The sequence below is a fragment of the Tropicimonas sediminicola genome (assembly GCF_900188335.1).
Lineage (GTDB): Bacteria > Pseudomonadota > Alphaproteobacteria > Rhodobacterales > Rhodobacteraceae > Tropicimonas > Tropicimonas sediminicola.
This window is the reverse complement of sequence record NZ_FZOY01000002.1, coordinates 376,684-395,247: the sequence shown is the minus strand read 5'-3', so window position 1 is coordinate 395,247 and position 18,564 is coordinate 376,684. Positions and strand designations below refer to the sequence as shown.

Here is an 18,564-nt window from a genome sequence, read left to right as displayed (position 1 = left end):
GTATATGCGCCCTCGGCTTCCCCGAGTCAATCCGTCTGGAATGATTCTAAAGTGGGCGCCTCAGCTCACCATCTCGAGCTGTTCCTTGCTCAGGCTGCCGGGGACGATGGTGATCGGGATCGGCAAGGTGCCCGCGTTCCGGGTAAGCTGGGTGACCAGCGGTCCGGGGCCGCCCTTGCCGGTGCCGGCGCCCAGCACCAGCACGCCGATGTCGGGGTCTTCCTTGATCAGTGCAAGCAACTCCGGCACCGCCTCGCCCTCGCGGATCACGAGATGCGGGTCGATCCCCTGACGGTCGCGCATCCACTTGGCGAAGACCTCGAAATGGACCTCGATGCGTTCCCGCGCCTCGGCCCGCATGATGTCGCCAACCCCGATCCAGTGCTGGAACTCCTCCGGCGGGATTACCGACAGGATCTCTACGCCGCCGCCGGTATGGGCCGCCCGCATGGCGGCGAAACGCATGGCGTTCAGGCATTCTCGCGTGTCGTCGAGCACGACGAGGAACTTTCGCATGACTACTCCCCCTGCCGGCAGGAAAGACGCCGGCTTTCGGTTGCAGCAATCTGACGCCGCAGGGACCGCAACACAAGCGAAAGCGCCAACCCGGCCAGTTGCGCGACCAGGGCCGCGAGCGCCACCAGCGCGGCGCGGGCCATGTCGCTCAGCCGGACGAGGGTGCGAAAGGCCCGTGCCTTTCCCAGTGCCAGAAGGGCGGGGCGCGTCTCCGGACCGGCAATCGCGGACAGCCTCGCCAGCCGGGCAGCATCCTCTGCCGTGTCGACCTGACGCAGCAGCAGGAGCGTGTCGGCGGGCGAGGTATTGCGCGCAACCGCCCCCAGGTCGGCCGCCAGGGCGCGGAGCGGGCCGAGGCCCTCGCCCCGCAGGAGCGCGCGCCTTGGTGGCAGCGAAGCCCTCAGGACCCGGGTGAATTCCGGCGTGAGGGTGCCAAGCCGCCGCGACAGGCGAAGCGCCGTCACCCCGAGCTTGACCGGCCCCGCGCCGCCCCCGGTCGCGACCACCGCGGCGCTTGCGCCCAGGCCAAGGGTGGCGAGGCCGACCTCGATGCTGTCGACCTGCGCGCCGCTCGCCAGGGCTGCGCCATTCCGGCGGAGCGCGTTCAGATCGCCGATCGGCGTGATTTCGACGGGCAGGGCACAAAGGCTGAGCCTCTGGAGGCTGTCGCAGGTTGTGATGTCCCAGGCGCAGGCCCCGCAGGCGCCCGCCTGTCCGAGCAGGCTCTCACGACGCGCCTGCAGCAATTCGATATCGCGGCGCCGGTCCTCCGGCAGGGCGACGCCGTGGTCCTCCGCAAGCGAGAGGTAGCTTTCCAGCGCCAGCATGTCGTGCTCGGCGAGCGCCGCGTTGATCCGGGGCAACAGCCAGTCGGGGGTGACCTGTCGCGCGACGGCCCGGTCGAGCGCCCGTTTCGCCTCGTCGGCGTTCCGCTCGACCCAGGGCGCGGCGAAAGGCGACTGCGCCAGAAGCCAGACCGAGATAACCCCGCTCGCAAGCGCGCCGGCCCCGAGGAGCCGCCGCAGGAGCCGGGCCCATGGCATCAGGCGGCCGAGAGCGCCCAGTCCCAGTAGAGGTCGCGGGCGCGGCGTGTCACCGGACCGACCTGGTAGGAGACATCGTCGAATGCCGTGACCGGGGTGACCTTGGACATGTTGCCCGACAGGAAGACCTCGTCGGCCGCTTCGAAATCCTCGAAGCTCAGCACGGTCTCCACCACCTCCAGCCCGTCGGCCCGCAGGTTGGAGATGTGGCGCGCGCGGGTGATGCCGGACAGGAAGGTGCCGTTGGCGACGGGGGTGAAGACAACGCCGTCCCGCACCATGAAGACGTTCGCCGTGGCGCTCTCGGCGACGTTCCCGAGCGCATCGGCCACCAGGGCATTGCCGAAGCCCTTGGCCTTGGCCTCGGCGAGCATGCGCCCGTTGTTGGGGTAAAGACAGCCGGCCTTGGCGTTGCAGACGCTCGATTCGAGCACCGGGCGACGGAACCGGGTCCGCGTCAGCGTGGTGGCCTTGTCGGCGGGCGCCATCGGAATCTCCTCGAGGCAGATCGCGAAACCCGTCGCGCCCTGCTTTGGCAGCACGCCCGTGTCGCCGCCGTCCAGCGCCCAGTACATCGGCCGGATGTAGACGGCCGCGCCCTTGGCGAAGGCCGCAAGCCCCTCGCGGGCGATCTCGACCATGTCCTCGGTGCTGATCGTGGGCGTGATCATCAGCGCTTCGGCCGACCGGTTCACGCGGGCGCAATGGGCGTCGAGATCCGGCGTCACGCCCTCGAACATCCGGGCGCCGTCGAAGACGGTGCTGCCGAGCCAGCTGCCATGGTCGGCGGCCCGCATGATCGGCACGTCGCCGTCATGCCAGGTGCCGTTGAAATAGGTTCGGATGTTGCTGCCTATCGCCATGGCCGGTCTCCTTCTCGCGGGCGGTTGCGCAGCCCGCAGGCTTGCGCGGACCCTATGCCCGCCGCCAGCCGAGGTCCAGTGGCCGGCCCCGCGAGAGCGCAGCGCCCCCGATTGTCCCGATCGGGGGCGCTGCTTCGTGGAAAGAAGCCCGAGAGCCGTAGACATGCCGGTGCGGCCGGGAGAGCGTCGCGGGGGAACCCCGGCGGAGATGGGGAAATTCGAACCGGTCGTCGACGCGCAAGCTTCGCGCAGGCGAAACTCTCGACCGGATTCGACTCAGCCATGTGTCGGTGAGGCGACAGTTCGGTGACAGATGTCCACCGCGCGCGCGGGGCGCGCGGTTGCCGTGGTTGAGCGGGGCGGAGGCCGGCCGCCGGGTCAGCTCCCGACGAGACCGACGATCTCGTAGGTCCGCTTCAGGATCGGGTTGGCGATTTCGCGGGCCTGCTCGGCACCATGGGCGAGAATCCGGTCGATCTCGGCCGGGTCATCCATCAGCCGCGCCATCTCGGTCGAGATCGGCGCCAGCTTTTCCACGGCGAGATCGGCGAGCGCGGGCTTGAAACGGCCCCAGCCGGCGCCGGCATATTCCGCGATCACCTGCTCGTCGGTCATTCCCGAAAGGCCGGCGTAGATGTCGACGAGGTTCCTGGCCTCGGGCCGCCCTTCCAGCCCTTCCATGGTCTCGGGCAGCGGCTCCGGATCGGTCTTGGCCTTCTTGAACTTCTTGGCGATCGTGTCGGCATCGTCGGTCATGTTGATGCGTTCCATGTCGCTCTCGCCCGACTTCGACATCTTCTTGGTGCCGTCGCGCAGGTTCATCACCCGCGTCGCCGGACCTTCGATGACCGGCCTGGTCTCTGGGAAGAAGTCGACCTTGTAGTCGTGGTTGAACTTCTGGGCGATGTCGCGGGTCAGCTCGACATGCTGCTTCTGGTCCTCGCCCACGGGGACATGGGTAGCATGGTAGAGCAGGATGTCTGAAGCCATCAGCGCCGGATAGGCATAGAGCCCCAGCGAGACCTTCTCGGCATTCGCACCGGCCTTGTCCTTGAACTGGGTCATGCGGTTCATCCAGCCCACGCGGGCCACACAGCTGAAGATCCAGCCGAGTTCGGCATGGGCAGAGACCTGGCTCTGGTTGAACAGCACGGATTTCGTCGGGTCGATCCCGCTGGCGATGAAGCCCGCGGCGACCTCGCGGGTCGCGGCATGAAGCTCCGCCGGATCCTGCCACACGGTGATCGCGTGCAGATCGACCACGCAATAGATCGTCTCGTGCGTGCCCGCCTCCTGCCAGTCGACGAACCGCTTGATCGCCCCGAGGTAATTGCCCAGCGTCAGCCCGCCCGAGGGCTTGATCCCCGAGAATACGCGGGGGGTGAATTGGCTTGGCGTCTCGTCCGACATCTGAGGATCTCCGGCTGGTCATACGGGCCGCATCCGCTTACCCATGGCGGGAAAGGGCGTCAACAGGAGGCAGGGATGCAGCAGGGCCGGCAACAGGAACCGCACGACAATCCGTTCAACACGATCCCCGCGGTGGTGGTCGTGCTGGTCTTGGCGATCTTCGGCGTCGAGGTGCTCTTGCTCCTCGCGAAATCGGGCTTCATCGGCAATACCCGCGGCGGCGAGGACTGGCGTATCTTCGCGATCCAGCGCTTCGCGTTCTCCGGCGAGATCCTCGCCTGGATGATCGAGACCGGGCGCTGGCCGCTCGATCACCTGCAGCGCTTCGTCACGTATCTCTTCGTCCATGCCAGCTTTACCCACGCGGTGATGGTCTGCGTCTTCGTCCTCGCCCTGGGCAAGATGGTGGGAGAGACCTTCAGCCAGACGGCCGTGGTCGCGGTGTTCTTCGGTGCGGGCATCGCAGGGGCGCTGGCCTATGGGCTGCTGCTGGACAATCCCTATCCGCTGCTCGGTGGCTATCCCGGGGCCTACGGGCTGATCGGCGCCTTCACCTTTATCCTTTGGGTCGGTCTCGGTCGGGCCGGGCAGAACCAGTTGCAGGCCTTTCGGTTGATCGGATTCCTGCTCGGCATCCAGCTTCTCTTCGGGTTGATCTTCGGGTCGAACCCGGCCTGGGTGGCAGAGCTGACAGGCTTCGTTACCGGGTTTGCCCTTTCGGGCGTGCTTCGCCCGGGCGGCTGGGCGCAACTGCTCGACCGGCTCCGCCAACGCTGACGGCCGCCTCGGGACACCGGCGTTTCTTCTTGGTTGAAATACCCCCGCCGGAGGCCCGATTTTTCGTTCGAAAAATCGCCCGCGCGCGCAAGCGCGCGGCCCGGCCCAACGGACTGCAACCCATCTCTGATGGGGCGCAGGCGGGCGGGAGGGCCGGCGGGCGGTTCAGGGCGCGACGGCGTGGCGGCAGCCCGGCTCGGGCGGGGCCAGCCTGCCGTCCTGCAGGCGCAGGCTGCGGGTGCCCAGCCGGCGGCGGAAATGCGGGTCGTGGCTCACGATCACCATCGCCTGCGGCAGAGACAGCAACAGCTCGGTCAGCCGCGCCTCGTTGCGCTCATCCAGCGCGTTGGTCGGCTCGTCGAGCAGCAGCACATCCGGCTCCATCGCCAGCACCGTGGCCAGCGTCACCAGCCGCTTCTCGCCGCCCGACAGCTTGTGGGTGATCCGGTCGCGCAGGTGTATCAGCTCGAGCCCCCTAAGCACCCGGTCCACGATCGCCATCGCCTCATTGCGGCTGGCGCCGAGGTTCAGCGGGCCAAAGGCCACGTCCTCGGCCACCGTTGGGCAGAAAAGCTGGTCGTCGGGGTCCTGGAACACCAGCCCGGCGCGCCGCCGCACCTCGTGGAAATCCGCCTCGGCCGCGCGCTCCGAGCCAAAGGCCAGGACCCGCCCCGCCGTCGGCCGGAGCAGGCCCACCATGATGCGCAGGAGCGTCGACTTGCCGGCGCCGTTGTGCCCGGTCAGGCACAGCCGCTCACCCGGCTCCAGGACAAGGTCGGCCCCGCGCAGGATCGGCGGCTGGCCCGGAAAGGCGAACTCGATGCCCCGCAGGTCAAGAAGCGGCATGGGCAATCTCGGTCGCGATCAGGCCGGCCAGCAGCAGGGAGAAGCCGGCCGTGAAAACGGCATCCCGCCGAGCGAAGGCGAAACGGTCGAGCAGGGGGATGCGGCCGGTGAAACCGCGGCATTTCATGGCGTCCAGAATGCGTTCCGAGCGCTCCATGGAGCGCACCAGCAGCATGCCGAGCAGGTAGCCGAAGCTGCGATAGCAGTGCCAGCCGGTCGAGGGCCGGAAGCCACGGGCCTTCATGGCCTGGCGCAGGCGCAGGTATTCCTCGCGTAGCACGTCGATGTAGCGCACGGTGAACATCAGCAGGTGTACCAGCGCCGCCGGAACCCGCAGCGCGTGCAGTGCATGGCCCATCGTGACCGGTTCCATCGTGCCGACCAGCGCCATCAGCGCCAGGATCACCGCATTGGCGGTCAGCAGGATCTCCACCGCCTGCACCAGGCCCTCGCGGGAGGCCGGCAGGCCCCAGAGCGAGAACATCGGCTCGCCCGGCACGGTGAAGGGCAGCATGACCAGCAGGATCAGGATGAAACCGTCCATCGTGGCCATCCGCCGCAACGTGCGCCCGGCAGGCAGGCGCGAGGCCGCGAGCAGCGCCACGGCGATCCCGAGGGCCGCCAGCAGCACGGGGAGCCGCCCGCAGGCCACGGTGACGACGGCGAAGGCCAGCGCCGCCACGATCCGGACCCGCGGATCGATACGCCCCAGCCAGCTGATCTGCCGCCGCCCGCCGGTCGCGGTCAGCGGTTTCTCGAGGGTGTTGAGGACGGAACTCATGCGGTGTCCCGCAGGCGCTGGCGCGCGGCGACGTAGAAGCCGATGCCGAACAGGCCGAGGATGTAGCCGATCCCGCCGAGGATCGTCTGCAGGTCGTTCTTTTCCTTGTAGGCCGCGATCTCCTGGCGCAGCGAGCGGGTCTCGGTGCGAACGATCTCGGCGATGGCCTCACGCTCTTCGAGGCTCAGCCCGGTGGCGCCGGACGCCGGGGCAGGGGCATAGGCGATGGTCGCACCGGCGGACGGAGTTTTGCTCGCGGCGTTCGGTTGTCGGCCCAGGATCGCCCCGATCTCCTCGGCGCTCATCCGGGCGGACGCCACGTGCCCCATCCCGAGGTCGACGCGGAACTCGTGGGCGACGGGCTGCGTCGGCGTGAACAGGAAGAACCCGTCGGCGTCGGTCGTGGCCTCGCCGAGCTTCTGACCGTCGGGTCCAAACACCTCGACAGTCTGGTCTGCCGCCATGGTGCCGTCTGACATCCCGACCTCGCCCTCGACCGAACTGCCACTGGCAAAGACCGAGGCGATGATCTTGTGCGCGAACGCCGGGCCGGAGCCGAGCGCGAGCACTGCGGCCACGGCCAAGCAAAGCGTAGGGGCGCGTTTCATGCCAGCGCTCCGCCAATCGGCGCGAAGAGCTCCGGTTTCACCTTCTTGACCAGGTGAACCGCCGCCGCCGCCAGCAGCCCCTCGACCACCATCACGGGCAGGTGGACGGCGATCACCGCCTTGGCCGCCAGCACGAACCCTTCGCCCGACAGGGCGAGCATCCCGGCGACGGCGATTGCGGTCAGGGCGATGGCAAGCGCCCCTCCGATCCCGGCCCAGATCGCGGCGTCGCGCGCGGAGCCTCGGCGCACCTGGCCACCGACCAGTGCCCAGACCAGAACCGCCGGGCCGGCAATGACCAGCGTGTTCACTCCGAGCGCCGTGACCCCGCCGAAGCCGAAGAACACGGCCTGCAACAGAAGGCCCACGAACAGGGCCGGGAAGGCCGCCCAGCCGAGCACGAGCCCTGCGAGCCCGTTCATGATCAGGTGCACCGAAGTTGGCCCGACCGGCACATGGACCAGCGAGGCCACGAAGAACATGGCCGAGAGCACGCCGGCCACCGGGATCTTCTCCATCGGCAGGCTGCGAAGTCCCCGCGCGATGCCGCCCACGGCAAGCACAGCGCCGCCGATGACGACCGGGTTGGAAAGCGCTCCGTCTACGATGTGCATTGCGTCACTCCATTTCCCAGGCGCGGATCCAGATCACGGCATCCTGGCTCAAGGGTTTGCCCTCGTGCTCCGTCTCCGGGCCGGTGCCGAGCGCGGCAAAGCCCCAGAACCCGGCGCGCGGGATGCCGAAGGAGAAATATCCTGCGTCGTCGGCGATGGCGACGAGCGCGCCACCGGGCGGCGGGGCGGCGGTTGGCGATCCGGGCTGGCCGGTGGCCATGTCCGGCTCGGCCGCGATGTACTCGATCTCGATCTCCGCCCCCGGCACCGGCGCCCCCTCCGACATCACCCGCCCTGTGAAGGTCGATCCGGCGAGCACGTTGGTGGGGCGGTTGAGCGGCAGGATCTCGGTCGGCAGGCCCTGCGGCTCTGCCCAGTCCGAGGGGATCTGCGCCCGGTTCAGATAGCTCTTGGCGATCTGCTGGATGTAGATGTCCTCGCTCTGCTCGTAATAGGGCGCGGGCACCAGCACCACGACGTAGTCGCCCGAGCGTTTCACCGGGATCGAGGCATCCCAGGCCGCCGCCGCATTGGCGCTGCCGGTGAAGGTCGCGGGCGACAGCCGGTCCCTGAGGTCCACGCGTTCGCCACGGTTGACCATGTAGAATTCCAGCGGCTCGCCCATGTCCATGACATGCCCGTTCTCGAACGGGTGCCAGAAGATCAGCTTGACCGGCACGTCGCCGGGCGTCTCGATCAGGGTCTGCGGGGAATAGATCAGCTGGAAATGGGCCAGGCTTGGCCCTGAAAGCCCGAGACTGGCGAAGGCGGCCAGCAGGAAGCTTCGGTTCAACATCTGTCGTCTCTCTCAAAAGGCCACGCACAGGCGGCGATCCTGAAAGGACGGACGGGGTACGGCTCGATTTGGGGGATTGCTCCGGCCCGCTTCGCGCCAGACGCTCACCCCGGCGCCCGGTGAAACCATGGGGCAAGCCCCATGTGGCCTCGGCAGGTCTCCTGGCTCGCGGGTCTGGGCTCGGCCGGCCTTCCCGGGGATATCCCCAGTGGCATGTTCGGCCTCGCTCTCCGCTTACAGTTGCGGGGGCAGCCACGGTTTTGGTCCCTGATGGGTACGCCGCACCGTGTTCCCTTTTGAATCCCTCGGCGCTGAACCGCCGACGGAACCGAAGATGACCTTTCATTCCCCGCGCGGTGAAAGAAGTCAATCGCGCAAAACGACCGGTCCGGAAAAGGCGGGGCCGGGCGGTGCGTCGCGGGCAATTGTCGCGGTCGGGCAATGACGGGTCGGACCTTGCCGCGCGGCGGTGGCCCTGTTACGCCACCCCGAGACGATGCCTGCGGGCTGAACGGGAGAGATGCGGCGCCGACCCATTCCGGGGGCGCGGCGGATCATCGTCGAATCGGACGCTTGCCGCGCCCGAGCCGTCCCCGTATTGCCGCAGACCAGCGAAGCGAGGGAGCCACGCCATGACTGCTGTCCAGATTTCCCCGTCCAAGGAGGCCGCGCGATGAGCAGGATCGGTGTGATGCTCTGTGGGCACGGCTCGCGTTCCCAGGCCGCGGTGGACGAGTTCGCGGTGCTGGCGCAGAAGCTGCCCGCGCTGCTGCCGCAGGATTGGATGGTCGATTACGGCTATCTTGAATTCGCCAACCCGGTGATCCGGGTCGGCCTCGACAACCTGCGCGAGGCGGGCTGCGAGCGAATCCTGGCGGTGCCGGGCATGCTCTTTGCCGCGATGCACGCCAAGAACGACATCCCTTCCGTGCTCAACGCCTATGCAGCCGAGCATGGCATCCAGGTGGATTACGGCCGCGACCTCGGCGTCGATGCACGGATGATCGCCGCCGCTGCGGACCGCATCGGCGAGGCCATCGCCAGGGCAGATGCGGAGCAGGGCGCGGTGCCGGCGCACGAGACCTGCCTGGTGGTGATCGGCCGCGGCGCCTCCGACCCAGACGCAAATTCCAACGTCTCCAAGATCGCCCGGATGCTCTGGGAGGGGATGGGCTTCGGCTGGTGCGAGGTCGGCTATTCCGGCGTCACCTTCCCGCTGGTTGAACCGGCGCTGGAACAGGCCGCCAAGCTGGGGTTCAAGCGCTACGTCGTGTTCCCCTATTTCCTGTTCACCGGCATCCTGATCGACCGCATCTACGGCTTTACCGACATGGTTGCCAGCGCCCATCCGGAAGCCCAGTGGGTCAAGGCCGGCTACCTGAACGACCACCCGCAGGTGCTTGAAACCTTTGCCGAACGCGTGACCGAGATCCTCGGCGGCGAGACGGCGATGAACTGCTCCCTGTGCAAGTACCGCACGCAGGTGCTCGGCTTCGAGGCCGAGGTCGGGATGCCGCAGGAGAGCCATCATCACCACGTCGAGGGCCAGGGCGCCTCCGCCCCCGGCTCCAACGTGGAGGATTGCACGCTCTGCGACACATTCTGCACCGGCGCCTGCCGGCTCGACGCGGGGCATGACCACCATCATCACCACCATGACCATGACCACCACGGCCACGATCATCATCACGCGCATGATCACGGGCATTCCCACGATCACGACCACCACCATCCGCCCTATCCCCACGCCGATCACCCGATGGGCCCGGAGAGCGTCCGCAAGCATCTGAAGAGCAAATGACGCGCGGCGAGGGGCGGCTGTTCGATGGCTACATGGCCGTGGACTGGTCGGCCAGCGGCACGCCGAAGACCGGACCGGACAGTATCTGGATCTCCTTCAGGGCGCCCGGCGACAGCGAGGTGCTGGAGAATCCCGCGACCCGCGCCGAGGCGGTCGACCGGATCGAGGCGCTGCTCGCGCGGGCCTCGGGGGTCGGGCACCGCATCCTGTGCGGGTTCGACTTTCCCTTCGGCTATCCGGCCGGCACCGCGCAGGCGATCACCGGCGAGGCGGGCTGGACGCCCCTGTGGCGCCGGATCGCCGCATTGATCGAAGAGGGGCCGCGCAATTCCAACAACCGGTTCGACGCCGCCGCGATCCTGAACGCGTCCTTTCCCGGCGAGGGGCCGTTCTGGGGCAACGGGTTGAAACGTGACATTGCCGGACTCGCCAGAACCAAGCGGAAAGAAGGTTGGGGCGAAAGCCTGCCAGCCAATGCGCGGCACGCCGAGACGCAGGTTCGATCCGCGCAGGAGGTGTGGAAGCTCAATGGCGTTGGTTCGGTCGGAGGACAGGCGCTGACCGGCATTGCCGCGCTGGAGCGGCTCCGGCACCGCTGCGGCGCCGCGATCTGGCCGTTCGAGACGCTGGGAGACGGGACGGCTCATGTCTTTGCCGAGATCTATCCGTCGCTTCTGGAGCCGGCTCCCGGCGACATGCCCAAGGATGCACGGCAGGTGACTGCGGTGACCGACAGGCTCGCGCGCCTCGATGCGCAGGGCGATCTCGCCCGGCATCTCGCGGCGGCGGGCGCGATGCCCCTGGCGGTTCGCACCGAGGAAGCGATGATCCTCGGGATGGCGGATCCCGAGGGGTTCCGCTCCGGCGGCGACACCGACCCGGTGATCCATCGGGGCGACCCCGCTCCGCTGACCTACGAGCGCGATCCCGCGGCGATCTACCGGCAGAGCTTCGCCACGATCGAGGCCGAGGCCGACCTCTCCGCGCTGCCCGAAGCCGCGCGTCCGCTGGCGATCCGGCTGATCCATGCCTGCGGTATGGTCGACGTGGCCTCCGACATCAGGCTCTCTTCGGGCGCGGTGGAAGCCGGGCGTGCGGCTGTGCAGCGCGCGGCGAACACGGGAACGGCCTCCGCCGAGACACTCCCGATCTTCTGTGACAGCGAAATGGTTGCCCGGGGCATCATCGCTCGCGCGCTGCCGGCGGGCGTTTCGCCGGTGGTCACGCTGAACGACACCTCCGTACCGGATCTGGCGAAACGCCTCGGCACCACCCGCTCCGCCGCGGCAACCGAGCTCTGGCGCGCGCGCCTGGAGGGCAGCATCGTCGCCATCGGCAACGCCCCGACCGCGCTCTTTCACCTGCTGGAAGGGATCGAGCGTGGCTGGCCGCGCCCGGCGCTGATCCTCGGCTTCCCGGTGGGTTTCGTCGGCGCTGCCGAGAGCAAGCAGGCGCTGGCCGAGCGCCCGCATGGCGTCCCCTTCGTCACGCTGCTCGGGCGGCGCGGCGGCTCGGCCATGGCGGCGGCGGCGGTCAATGCGCTGACCCTCGGACTGGGAGGCGACGGCACATGACGGCCTGGCTCGACGTGATCGGCATGGGTGAGGACGGCTGGGACGGGCTGCTGCCGGCGGCGCGGGCGCGGCTGCAAGCGGCCGAGATCGTCGTCAGCGGCGAACGCCTGATGGCGCTCCTGCCCGACATTGCGGCCGAGCGCGTGCTTTGGCCTTCGCCATTCCGGGACCTTGCGGAGGAACTGACGAAATGGCGCGGCCGCCGGGTCGCGGTGCTGGTGACCGGCGACCCGCTCTGGTTCTCCGCCGGCGCGCTGATGATGCGCCATTTCGCGCCCGAGGAGATCACCTATTACCCGCAGCTCTCCGCCTTCCAGCTCGCCGCCGCGCGGTTGAAGTGGAGCCTCGCCGACGTGGAGACGCTCACCATCCACGGGCGCCCTGCGGAACAGGCGCTGCCCTTTTTCGTCCCCGGGGCGCGGCTGCTGATCCTGACGCAGGATGGCGGCTCTCCCGCCCGCGTGGCCGAAATGCTGCGCGAGGCGGGGATGGGCGCGAGCCGGCTGACCGTGCTGGCATCGCTCGCAGGCCCCGACGAGGCCCGCATCGACGGCACCGCCGCCGAGTGGAGCGCGCAGGCACCCGACTTCCACGTGCTCGCGGTTGCCTGCGCGGGCGATCCGGGGGCCGCGATCCTGCCCCGCACCGGCCTGCCGGACGATGCCTTCGAGCACGACGGGCAACTCACCAAGCGGGAGCTGCGGGTGCTGACCCTCGCCGCGCTGGCGCCCCGCCGCGGGCAGTTGCTGTGGGATATCGGGGCCGGTTGCGGCTCGGTCGGTATCGAGTGGATGCGGGCCGAGCGCGACATGCGGGCCATCGGCATCGAGGCGTCCACGGAGAGGCTCGCCGTGGCCGCCGGCAACGCGACCCGCCTTGGCGCGCCGCGGTTCGACCTCCGGCATGGCTCTGCGCCTGACGCGCTGGAAGGCCTGCCCCCGCCCGACGCGGTCTTCATCGGCGGCGGGCTCTCGGAGGAGGTGGCAAGGGCATCGCTCGACGCCCTTCGCCCGCATGGCCGCCTCGTCGCCAATGCCGTGACGCTGGAGAGCGAGGCGCTGCTTGCGCAGCTCCATGCGGCCCATGGCGGCAATCTCATTCGGGTGGCGGTTTCCCGCGCCGCGCCCGTGGGCAGCCTGCGCGGCTGGAAGCCGCTGATGCCCGTCACCCAATGGAGTTTCACGAAATGACTGGTACCCTTTACGGCTTGGGCCTCGGCCCGGGCGATCCGGAGCTTCTGACGCTCAAGGCGCACCGGCTGATCTCCGGCGCGCAGGTGATTGCCTATCCGGCCCCGGACACCGGCGAGAGCTTTGCGCGTTCCATCGCGGCGGCGTTCATTCCGGACACCGCCCGCGAGATCCCGATCGTGATCCCCATGCGCAGCGAACGATTTCCCGCGCAGGAGGTCTATGACAGCGCCGCCGAGGAAATCGCCGCGGCGCTGGAACAGGGGCAGGATGTGGTGGTGCTCTGCGAGGGCGACCCGTTCTTCTATGGCTCGTTCATGTACCTCTATGCGCGGCTCGCGGAGCGCTTCCCCACCGAGGTGGTTCCCGGTGTCTCGTCCCTTGGCGCCGTGACCGCCGCCGCCGGCCGGCCGCTCATCGCCCGCGACGAGGTGCTGACCGTGCTCCCCGCGACCCTGCCGGAGGCCGAACTGGAGGCGCAGATCCGCAAGTCCAACGCGGTGGCGATCATGAAGATCGGTCGGCACCTCGCGAAGGTCAGGGCGTTGCTGGAGGGCCTTGGCCTCGCCGAACGCGCCGTTTTCGTCTCCCATGCCTCTCTGCCGGAACAGAACGTGCGCCCGCTTCGCGAGGCGCCGGAGACGGCGCCCTATTTCTCGATGATCATCCTGCCGGGGAGGGACGCCCATGTCTGACGCGAAACCGGTGATTGTCTCGCTGCTGCCGCATGGCGATCTGGCCGAGCGCATCGCCACGGCGACCGGCGGCCGCGCCGACCTGCGGGGACGCGATTTCGACGACGTGGCGGCGCACCTGCAGGCGTTGTTCGCCTCTGGCCGTCCGATCATCGGCATCGCCGCCGCCGGGATCCTGATCCGCACCCTTGCGCCGCTTCTCGGCGACAAGCGCAGCGAGCCGCCCGTGCTGGCGGTCGCGCAGGACGGGTCCGCCGTGGTGCCGCTGCTCGGCGGCCATCGCGGGGCCAACGCCCTGGCCCGACAGATCGCCGGCATGCTCGGAACCGAGGCAGCGCTGACCACCGCGGGGGATGTCGCGCTCGGCGTGGCGCTGGACGAGCCGCCGGAGGGGTGGCGGCTGGACAACCCGGAGGACGCCAAGCCGGTCATGGCCGCACTGCTCGCAGGCCAACGCGGTCAGCTCTCCGGCGACGCGCCTTGGCTCACACCGCTGGCGGAGCAGGGCGCGGTGGATGTGCTGCCCGCTGATGCGGACGCCCCGGTGGTGCTCAGCGTGGCGGGAACGCCGCCCTTGATCTACCGTCGCCGCGCCTTTGCCCTTGGGGTCGGCTGTGCCCGGGGCTGCCCGTCGGATGAACTGATCGCGCTTGTCGGGCAGAGCCTTGCAGAGGCCGGTATCGCCGCAGGCGAGATCGCGGCGGTCCATTCCATCGACATCAAGACCGATGAGGCGGCAATCCATGCGCTGGCCCGTCACCTCGGCGTGCCGGCCCGCTTCCATCCCGCCGCGCGGCTGGAGCAGGAGGCACCACGGCTCGCCAACCCCTCCGACGTGGTCTTCGCCGAGGTCGGCTGCCATGGCGTGGCCGAGGGCGCAGCGCTTGCCGCAGCAGGCCCCGAGGGCGCGCTCGACATGCCGAAGTGCAAGAGCGCCAACGCCACCTGCGCCGCCGCCCGGATCGGCGCCGGCGGGACCGAGGGCAGCCCACGCGGCCACCTCTCCGTGATCGGGATCGGGCCGGGCCAGGCCGCCTGGCGCACCCCGGAGGCCACGCGGCTGATCGCGGAGGCTGACGAGCTTGTCGGCTACGGGTTCTATATCGACCTCCTGGGGCCGGAAGCCCGCGGCCGGATGCGCCGCGATTTCGCTCTGGGCGAGGAGGAGGCACGCTGCCGGTACGCGCTGGAAGCCGCGGGCGAGGGGCGGCGCGTGGCGCTGATCTGTTCCGGCGACGGCGGGATCTACGCCATGGGCGCGCTGGTCATGGAACTCCTGGACCGGGACGCGGCGGCGGGCGGGGTTTCGGACGCCGCCCGGCGGGTCGCGCTCACCCACGTCCCCGGCATCTCCGCGTTGCAGGCAGCCTCGGCGCGCGCCGGAGCTCTGCTGGGGCACGATTTCTGCGCGATCTCGCTGTCGGACCTGCTGACCCCGCGCGAGGCGATCGTGAAACGGCTCCACGCTGCCGCGGCGGGCGATTTCGTGATCGCCTTCTACAACCCGGTCTCGCGCCGCCGCCGCACCCTGCTGGCGGAGGCACGCGAGATCCTGCTCGCGCACCGTCCCGCCGACACGCCGGTGCTGCTCGCCCAGAGCCTCGGGCGGCCGGAAGAACGCCTCACCCTGCGGCGGCTCGACGCGCTCGATGTCGACGAGGTCGACATGATGACCATCGTGCTCGTCGGCGCTTCGACCTCCCGCCGCATTCCCAGCGGCGATATCGAGGCCGGCGCCGGAGGCAGCTGGATCTATACCCCGCGCGGCTACGCGAAACGCATTGACGGAGACCAGACATGACCGTCCATTTCATCGGCGCCGGCCCGGGCGATCCGGAACTCATCACCGTCCGGGGGCAGCGTTTGATCGCGTCCTGCCCGGTCTGCCTCTATGCCGGCTCGCTGGTTCCCGAGGCCGTGGTCGCCGGGGCGCCGGAGGGCGCGCGGGTGATCGACACGGCGCCGCTGGCGCTCGACGAGATCATCGCCGAGATCGCGGCGGCCCATGCCAGGGGGCAGGACGTCGCCCGGGTGCACTCCGGCGACCCCTCGCTCTATGGCGCCATCGCCGAACAGGTCCGCCGTCTGCGGGCGCTCGGCATTCCCTACGAAATCACCCCGGGCGTGCCCGCCTATGCCGCTGCCGCCGCCGCGATGGGGCAGGAGCTGACGATCCCCGAGGTGGCGCAGACGGTCATTCTGACCCGCACGGCCATGAAATCCTCGTCGATGCCGGAAGGCGAGGACCTCGCCACGCTCGGCGCCTCCCGCGCGACGCTGGCCATCCATCTCTCGATCCGCAACCTGCTCGAGATCGAACGTCAGCTTTCGCCGCTCTACGGCGCCGATTGCCCGGTGATCGTCGCCTACCGCGTCGGCTGGCCCGACGAGGCCTATATCCGTGGCACGCTCTCGGATATCCGCGACAAGGTCCGCGCGGCCAAGCTCACGCGCACGGCGCTGGTTTTCGTCGGTCGTGTCTTCGCCGATCACGACTTCCCGGATTCGGCCCTCTACGACGCCGACCAGCCCCACATCCTGAGGCCGAAACGCCGGGCCTGAGGTGCCCCCGATCTTCTTCTGTCGAAATTTATCCCCGCCGGAGGCACGATCTTTCGTCCGAAAGATCGCCCGCGCGCCATGCGCGCGGCCCGGCCCAACCGGCGAAGCCCCATCCCTGGATGGGGTGCCGGCGGGCGGGAGGGCTCCCGCCGAGGCGCGACGCTGCCGCGTCTTGCCTCGTTGGGCCGGGCGCGCCTCCGGCGCGCGGGACAGATACGGATTGTTGTGACGAGGATCAGGCCGGGCCGATCACATGGGCGAAGCTGCCACAGACGCGCCCCGAGCAAAGGCCCATGTCCGCGCGTTTTGCTCCGGCCGCATCCGCGGCTCGGAACAGCCTTTCCACCGCGCCTTCGCGGAGCACCGTGGAATAGTGGAACTCGTGCCCGAGCAGCGGCCCCTCCCAGGGCGCGCCAGGCGCGGGCGACAGCCGCCGGTAGCCGAGGCTCAGCCGCCGTTCTGCGAAGGAGGTCTCGAGCGGGAGCAAGCCGAGCATGTCGTGCCGCGTTCCTTCCGCATCGGTGAGACCCTCTCCCAGCACCATGTAGCCGCCGCATTCTCCGTAGATCCGGGCCCCCCGCTGCGCGGCACGGCGCATCAGGCCGAGGAATTTTCCCGCGGCCGCCAGCCGTCCGGCATGGAGCTCGGGATAGCCGCCCGGCAGGTAGATCGCGTCGGCGAACTGGTCCGGCCCCTTGTTGTCGAGGGGCGAGAAAGGCAGGATCTGTGCGCCCTGCGCGTGCCAGTCCTCCAGCAGATGCGGATAGGTGAAGCTGAAGGCGGCGTCCCGTGCGACGGCGATCCGGTTGCCCAGCGGTTTCAGCCGCGGAAACGCACCGGATGCGGAGGGCAGGGGGCGGGCGGCCTCCAGCAACGCATCGAGGTCGAGCGCAGCTTCGATCCGGTCGGCGGCCTGCTCGAGGAAGTGCTCCAGCGCCTCGGTCTCGGCGGCCTGAACGAGGCCCAGGTGTCGCTCGGGCAGGCGCAGGACGTCCTCGCGGCGCAGGGTGCCGAAGACGGTCGTGTCGGTGTCCGCCAGCGGGCCCGCCGCCATCGCGGCGTGCGCCTCCGAGCCGGCGCGGTTCAGGATCACCCCGGCGAGCGGCAGGTCGGGGCGCAGCGCCTGCAATCCGATCGCCGGCAGCAGCGCCGACTGCCCGGTCCGCGAGATGTCGAGCACCAGCACCAGGGGCAGGCCGAGCGCTTCCGCGAGGTCGGCGGCGGAACCGTGACCGTCGCGCCCGGCATCGAGTACGCCCATCGCGCCCTCCACCACCAGCAACTCGCCGCCCTGTCCGGCGGCGCGGGCGCGCAGCGTGTCGGGCGGCATCGCCCAGGCATCGAGGTTCACGGACGGCGCGCCGCAGGCGGCGGCATGGAAGGCGGGGTCGATGTAGTCGGGCCCGCTCTTGGCGGCCCGCACGGCGATCCCGCGACGCCGGAGCGCCCGCAGGAGCCCGAGCGTCACCGTCGTCTTGCCGGCACCCGAACTGGCGGCGGCAATCACGAAACCGCGTGCTGTCATGATGCCTCGGATGTGTCCGCGAGTTTCAGCGGGTCGAGATCGCGCGGCGCCTCGCCACGGAGCTGCGCCATCCAGTCGATGGCCTTGCGCATCTCGACCACGCGGCCCAGGCAGACGATCGCCGGGGCCTGCATTTCGGCGCGCACCGCGTCTTCGGCGGCGCAGGCCAGCGTCGTCTCGAGCACCCGCATGTCGGGCAGTGTGGCGTTGGAGACGATGGCGACCGGATCGTGGCCCGGGCGGCCCGCGTCGAGCAGCGCGGCAGAGATCTGCGGCAGGTGCTTGATCGCCATGTACATCACGATCACCGGGCTGCCCTTGGCCAGCGCCGGCCAGTCGATGCCGCTCGGCGCGAGGCCGGTCTGGTCGTGGCCGGTGAGGAAGGTCACGGCGTGGTTGACGTCGCGGTGGGTGACCGGGATGCCGGCAAAGGCCAGCCCGCCGATCCCGGCGGAGATGCCGGGCGTCACGCGGATCGGCACGCCAGCCTGCGCCAGGGTCTGCGCCTCCTCGCCGCCACGCCCGAAGACGAAGGGATCGCCGCCCTTGAGGCGCAGCACCCGTTTGCCCTCGCGCGAGAGCTCGATCAGCCGCAGCGAGATGTCCCGCTGCTTCGCGGAGGGCTTGCCGCCGCGCTTGCCAGCATATTCGAGCTGCGTTCCCGGCCGTCGCCAGTCGAGGATGCGCGGATCGACCAGCGCGTCATGCACGATCACGTCGGCCTGCTGCATCGCATGCAGCGCCTGCAGGGTCAGCAGTCCGGGCTCGCCGGGGCCGGCGCCGACAAGCCAGACAAGGCCTGCGGGAAAGGCCGGCCAGTCGTGCGGCGGAAGAACGATCGTGGGGGCGTCAGTCATGGGCCGCACCATACCGCCGGCCCACGGCAATGGCGAGATGCCATCCGTGCTCGCGGCGGGCAGCGCGCTTGCCCCTGTCGCATGGCTGCGACATCAGGCTATACCG

At 69.6% G+C, this 18,564-nt stretch carries 17 protein-coding genes, 1 pseudogene and 1 riboswitch; of the genes and pseudogenes, 7 read left to right on the top strand and 11 right to left on the bottom strand.

The features are described 5' to 3' along the window. Window positions 1-60 precede the first annotated feature (60 nt). The 4 genes from CHB86_RS06175 to trpS form a co-directional block, all read right to left on the bottom strand. Window positions 61-516 carry a universal stress protein gene (locus tag CHB86_RS06175; protein WP_089232130.1) on the bottom strand — a complete coding sequence of 152 codons (456 nt, stop codon included), beginning with the start codon at window positions 514-516 and terminating at the stop codon, window positions 61-63. Between the two features lie 2 nt (window positions 517-518). Beyond that, a complete protein-coding gene (locus CHB86_RS06170) occupies window positions 519-1,559 on the bottom strand; it encodes a hypothetical protein (protein ID WP_089232129.1) in 1,041 nt (346 codons plus the stop codon). Next, window positions 1,559-2,422 carry a branched-chain amino acid aminotransferase gene (locus CHB86_RS06165; RefSeq protein WP_089232128.1) on the bottom strand — a complete coding sequence of 288 codons (864 nt, stop codon included), beginning with the start codon at window positions 2,420-2,422 and terminating at the stop codon, window positions 1,559-1,561. The genes CHB86_RS06170 and CHB86_RS06165 overlap by 1 nt, the downstream gene beginning before the upstream one ends. Window positions 2,423-2,800: 378 nt before the next feature. Then, window positions 2,801-3,832, bottom strand: a complete 1,032-nt coding sequence (gene trpS, locus CHB86_RS06160) for a tryptophan--tRNA ligase (protein WP_089232127.1) — start codon at window positions 3,830-3,832, stop codon at window positions 2,801-2,803. A gap of 75 nt (window positions 3,833-3,907) precedes the next feature. Between trpS and CHB86_RS06155 the strand changes: the two genes are divergently transcribed. Further along, window positions 3,908-4,609, top strand: a complete 702-nt coding sequence (locus CHB86_RS06155; protein WP_089232126.1) for a rhomboid family intramembrane serine protease — start codon at window positions 3,908-3,910, stop codon at window positions 4,607-4,609. Window positions 4,610-4,774: 165 nt separating this feature from the next. On the opposite strand, the pseudogene CHB86_RS06150 reads toward CHB86_RS06155, so the two are convergent. The 5 genes and pseudogenes from CHB86_RS06150 to CHB86_RS06130 form a co-directional block, all read right to left on the bottom strand. After that, window positions 4,775-5,383, bottom strand: a pseudogene (locus tag CHB86_RS06150) (energy-coupling factor ABC transporter ATP-binding protein); the annotation flags it as partial. A 58-nt stretch (window positions 5,384-5,441) separates the two neighbouring features. Beyond that, complete coding sequence (gene cbiQ, locus CHB86_RS06145; RefSeq protein WP_089232124.1) at window positions 5,442-6,236, bottom strand: cobalt ECF transporter T component CbiQ; 795 nt, start codon at window positions 6,234-6,236, stop codon at window positions 5,442-5,444. Continuing rightward, window positions 6,233-6,844, bottom strand: a complete 612-nt coding sequence (locus CHB86_RS06140) for a cobalt ABC transporter permease (RefSeq protein ID WP_089232123.1) — start codon at window positions 6,842-6,844, stop codon at window positions 6,233-6,235. The genes cbiQ and CHB86_RS06140 overlap by 4 nt, the downstream gene beginning before the upstream one ends. Further along, window positions 6,841-7,458: a cobalt transporter CbiM gene (cbiM, locus tag CHB86_RS06135; RefSeq protein WP_089232122.1), complete on the bottom strand. Its 618-nt coding sequence runs from the start codon at window positions 7,456-7,458 to the stop codon at window positions 6,841-6,843. Before cbiM ends, CHB86_RS06140 begins: the two co-directional genes overlap by 4 nt. Before the next feature lie 4 nt (window positions 7,459-7,462). After that, complete coding sequence (locus CHB86_RS06130) at window positions 7,463-8,254, bottom strand: DUF4198 domain-containing protein (protein ID WP_089232121.1); 792 nt, start codon at window positions 8,252-8,254, stop codon at window positions 7,463-7,465. A 134-nt stretch (window positions 8,255-8,388) separates the two neighbouring features. Continuing rightward, window positions 8,389-8,602: riboswitch (cobalamin riboswitch) on the bottom strand. A 325-nt stretch (window positions 8,603-8,927) separates the two neighbouring features. Here CHB86_RS06130 and CHB86_RS06125 point away from each other — a divergent pair. Genes CHB86_RS06125 through cobM form a run of 6 tightly spaced genes read left to right on the top strand, consistent with a single transcriptional unit; the run spans window position 8,928 to window position 16,076 of the window. Beyond that, a complete protein-coding gene (locus CHB86_RS06125; RefSeq protein WP_089232120.1) occupies window positions 8,928-10,055 on the top strand; it encodes a sirohydrochlorin chelatase in 1,128 nt (375 codons plus the stop codon). Continuing rightward, window positions 10,052-11,629, top strand: a complete 1,578-nt coding sequence (locus CHB86_RS25300; protein ID WP_342747450.1) for a precorrin-8X methylmutase — start codon at window positions 10,052-10,054, stop codon at window positions 11,627-11,629. Before CHB86_RS06125 ends, CHB86_RS25300 begins: the two co-directional genes overlap by 4 nt. Beyond that, entirely contained in the window at window positions 11,626-12,819 is a 1,194-nt protein-coding gene (cbiE, locus tag CHB86_RS06115; RefSeq protein ID WP_089232119.1) for a precorrin-6y C5,15-methyltransferase (decarboxylating) subunit CbiE, read from the top strand. The genes CHB86_RS25300 and cbiE overlap by 4 nt, the downstream gene beginning before the upstream one ends. Then, on the top strand, window positions 12,816-13,514 hold the full coding sequence (gene cobI / locus CHB86_RS06110) for a precorrin-2 C(20)-methyltransferase (protein WP_089232118.1): 699 nt from the start codon (window positions 12,816-12,818) through the stop codon (window positions 13,512-13,514). Before cbiE ends, cobI begins: the two co-directional genes overlap by 4 nt. Further along, the gene (cobJ, locus tag CHB86_RS06105; protein ID WP_089232117.1) at window positions 13,507-15,315 is read left to right on the top strand and encodes a precorrin-3B C(17)-methyltransferase; all 1,809 of its coding nucleotides are present in this window, start codon (window positions 13,507-13,509) and stop codon (window positions 15,313-15,315) included. The genes cobI and cobJ overlap by 8 nt, the downstream gene beginning before the upstream one ends. Continuing rightward, window positions 15,312-16,076: a precorrin-4 C(11)-methyltransferase gene (gene cobM / locus CHB86_RS06100; RefSeq protein ID WP_089232116.1), complete on the top strand. Its 765-nt coding sequence runs from the start codon at window positions 15,312-15,314 to the stop codon at window positions 16,074-16,076. The genes cobJ and cobM overlap by 4 nt, the downstream gene beginning before the upstream one ends. A 235-nt stretch (window positions 16,077-16,311) precedes the next feature. Here the strand turns inward: cobM and CHB86_RS06095 are convergent, their stop codons facing one another. Both CHB86_RS06095 and cobA read right to left on the bottom strand, forming a co-directional pair. Then, the gene (locus tag CHB86_RS06095) at window positions 16,312-17,601 is read right to left on the bottom strand and encodes a cobyrinic acid a,c-diamide synthase CobB (protein WP_089232115.1); all 1,290 of its coding nucleotides are present in this window, start codon (window positions 17,599-17,601) and stop codon (window positions 16,312-16,314) included. Beyond that, window positions 17,598-18,458 carry a uroporphyrinogen-III C-methyltransferase gene (gene cobA, locus CHB86_RS06090; RefSeq protein ID WP_089232585.1) on the bottom strand — a complete coding sequence of 287 codons (861 nt, stop codon included), beginning with the start codon at window positions 18,456-18,458 and terminating at the stop codon, window positions 17,598-17,600. The genes CHB86_RS06095 and cobA overlap by 4 nt, the downstream gene beginning before the upstream one ends. Between the last annotated feature and the right edge of the window lie 106 nt (window positions 18,459-18,564).

Excerpts from the sequence above, each read along its gene's own strand:
- CHB86_RS06130 (WP_089232121.1), bottom strand. The coding sequence starts at position 8,254 with ATGTTGAACCGAAGCTTCCTGCTGGCCGCCTTCGCCAGTCTCGGGCTT.
- CHB86_RS06140 (WP_089232123.1), bottom strand. The coding sequence starts at position 6,844 with ATGAAACGCGCCCCTACGCTTTGCTTGGCCGTGGCCGCAGTGCTCGCG.
- CHB86_RS06095 (WP_089232115.1), bottom strand. The coding sequence starts at position 17,601 with ATGACAGCACGCGGTTTCGTGATTGCCGCCGCCAGTTCGGGTGCCGGC.
- CHB86_RS25300 (WP_342747450.1), top strand. The coding sequence starts at position 10,052 with ATGACGCGCGGCGAGGGGCGGCTGTTCGATGGCTACATGGCCGTGGAC.
- cobJ (WP_089232117.1), top strand. The coding sequence starts at position 13,507 with ATGTCTGACGCGAAACCGGTGATTGTCTCGCTGCTGCCGCATGGCGAT.
- CHB86_RS06165 (WP_089232128.1), bottom strand. The coding sequence starts at position 2,422 with ATGGCGATAGGCAGCAACATCCGAACCTATTTCAACGGCACCTGGCAT.
- CHB86_RS06125 (WP_089232120.1), top strand. The coding sequence starts at position 8,928 with ATGAGCAGGATCGGTGTGATGCTCTGTGGGCACGGCTCGCGTTCCCAG.
- trpS (WP_089232127.1), bottom strand. The coding sequence starts at position 3,832 with ATGTCGGACGAGACGCCAAGCCAATTCACCCCCCGCGTATTCTCGGGG.
- cobA (WP_089232585.1), bottom strand. The coding sequence starts at position 18,458 with ATGACTGACGCCCCCACGATCGTTCTTCCGCCGCACGACTGGCCGGCC.
- cobI (WP_089232118.1), top strand. The coding sequence starts at position 12,816 with ATGACTGGTACCCTTTACGGCTTGGGCCTCGGCCCGGGCGATCCGGAG.
- CHB86_RS06170 (WP_089232129.1), bottom strand. The coding sequence starts at position 1,559 with ATGCCATGGGCCCGGCTCCTGCGGCGGCTCCTCGGGGCCGGCGCGCTT.
- cbiE (WP_089232119.1), top strand. The coding sequence starts at position 11,626 with ATGACGGCCTGGCTCGACGTGATCGGCATGGGTGAGGACGGCTGGGAC.
- cobM (WP_089232116.1), top strand. The coding sequence starts at position 15,312 with ATGACCGTCCATTTCATCGGCGCCGGCCCGGGCGATCCGGAACTCATC.
- CHB86_RS06155 (WP_089232126.1), top strand. The coding sequence starts at position 3,908 with ATGCAGCAGGGCCGGCAACAGGAACCGCACGACAATCCGTTCAACACG.
- cbiM (WP_089232122.1), bottom strand. The coding sequence starts at position 7,458 with ATGCACATCGTAGACGGAGCGCTTTCCAACCCGGTCGTCATCGGCGGC.
- CHB86_RS06175 (WP_089232130.1), bottom strand. The coding sequence starts at position 516 with ATGCGAAAGTTCCTCGTCGTGCTCGACGACACGCGAGAATGCCTGAAC.
- cbiQ (WP_089232124.1), bottom strand. The coding sequence starts at position 6,236 with ATGAGTTCCGTCCTCAACACCCTCGAGAAACCGCTGACCGCGACCGGC.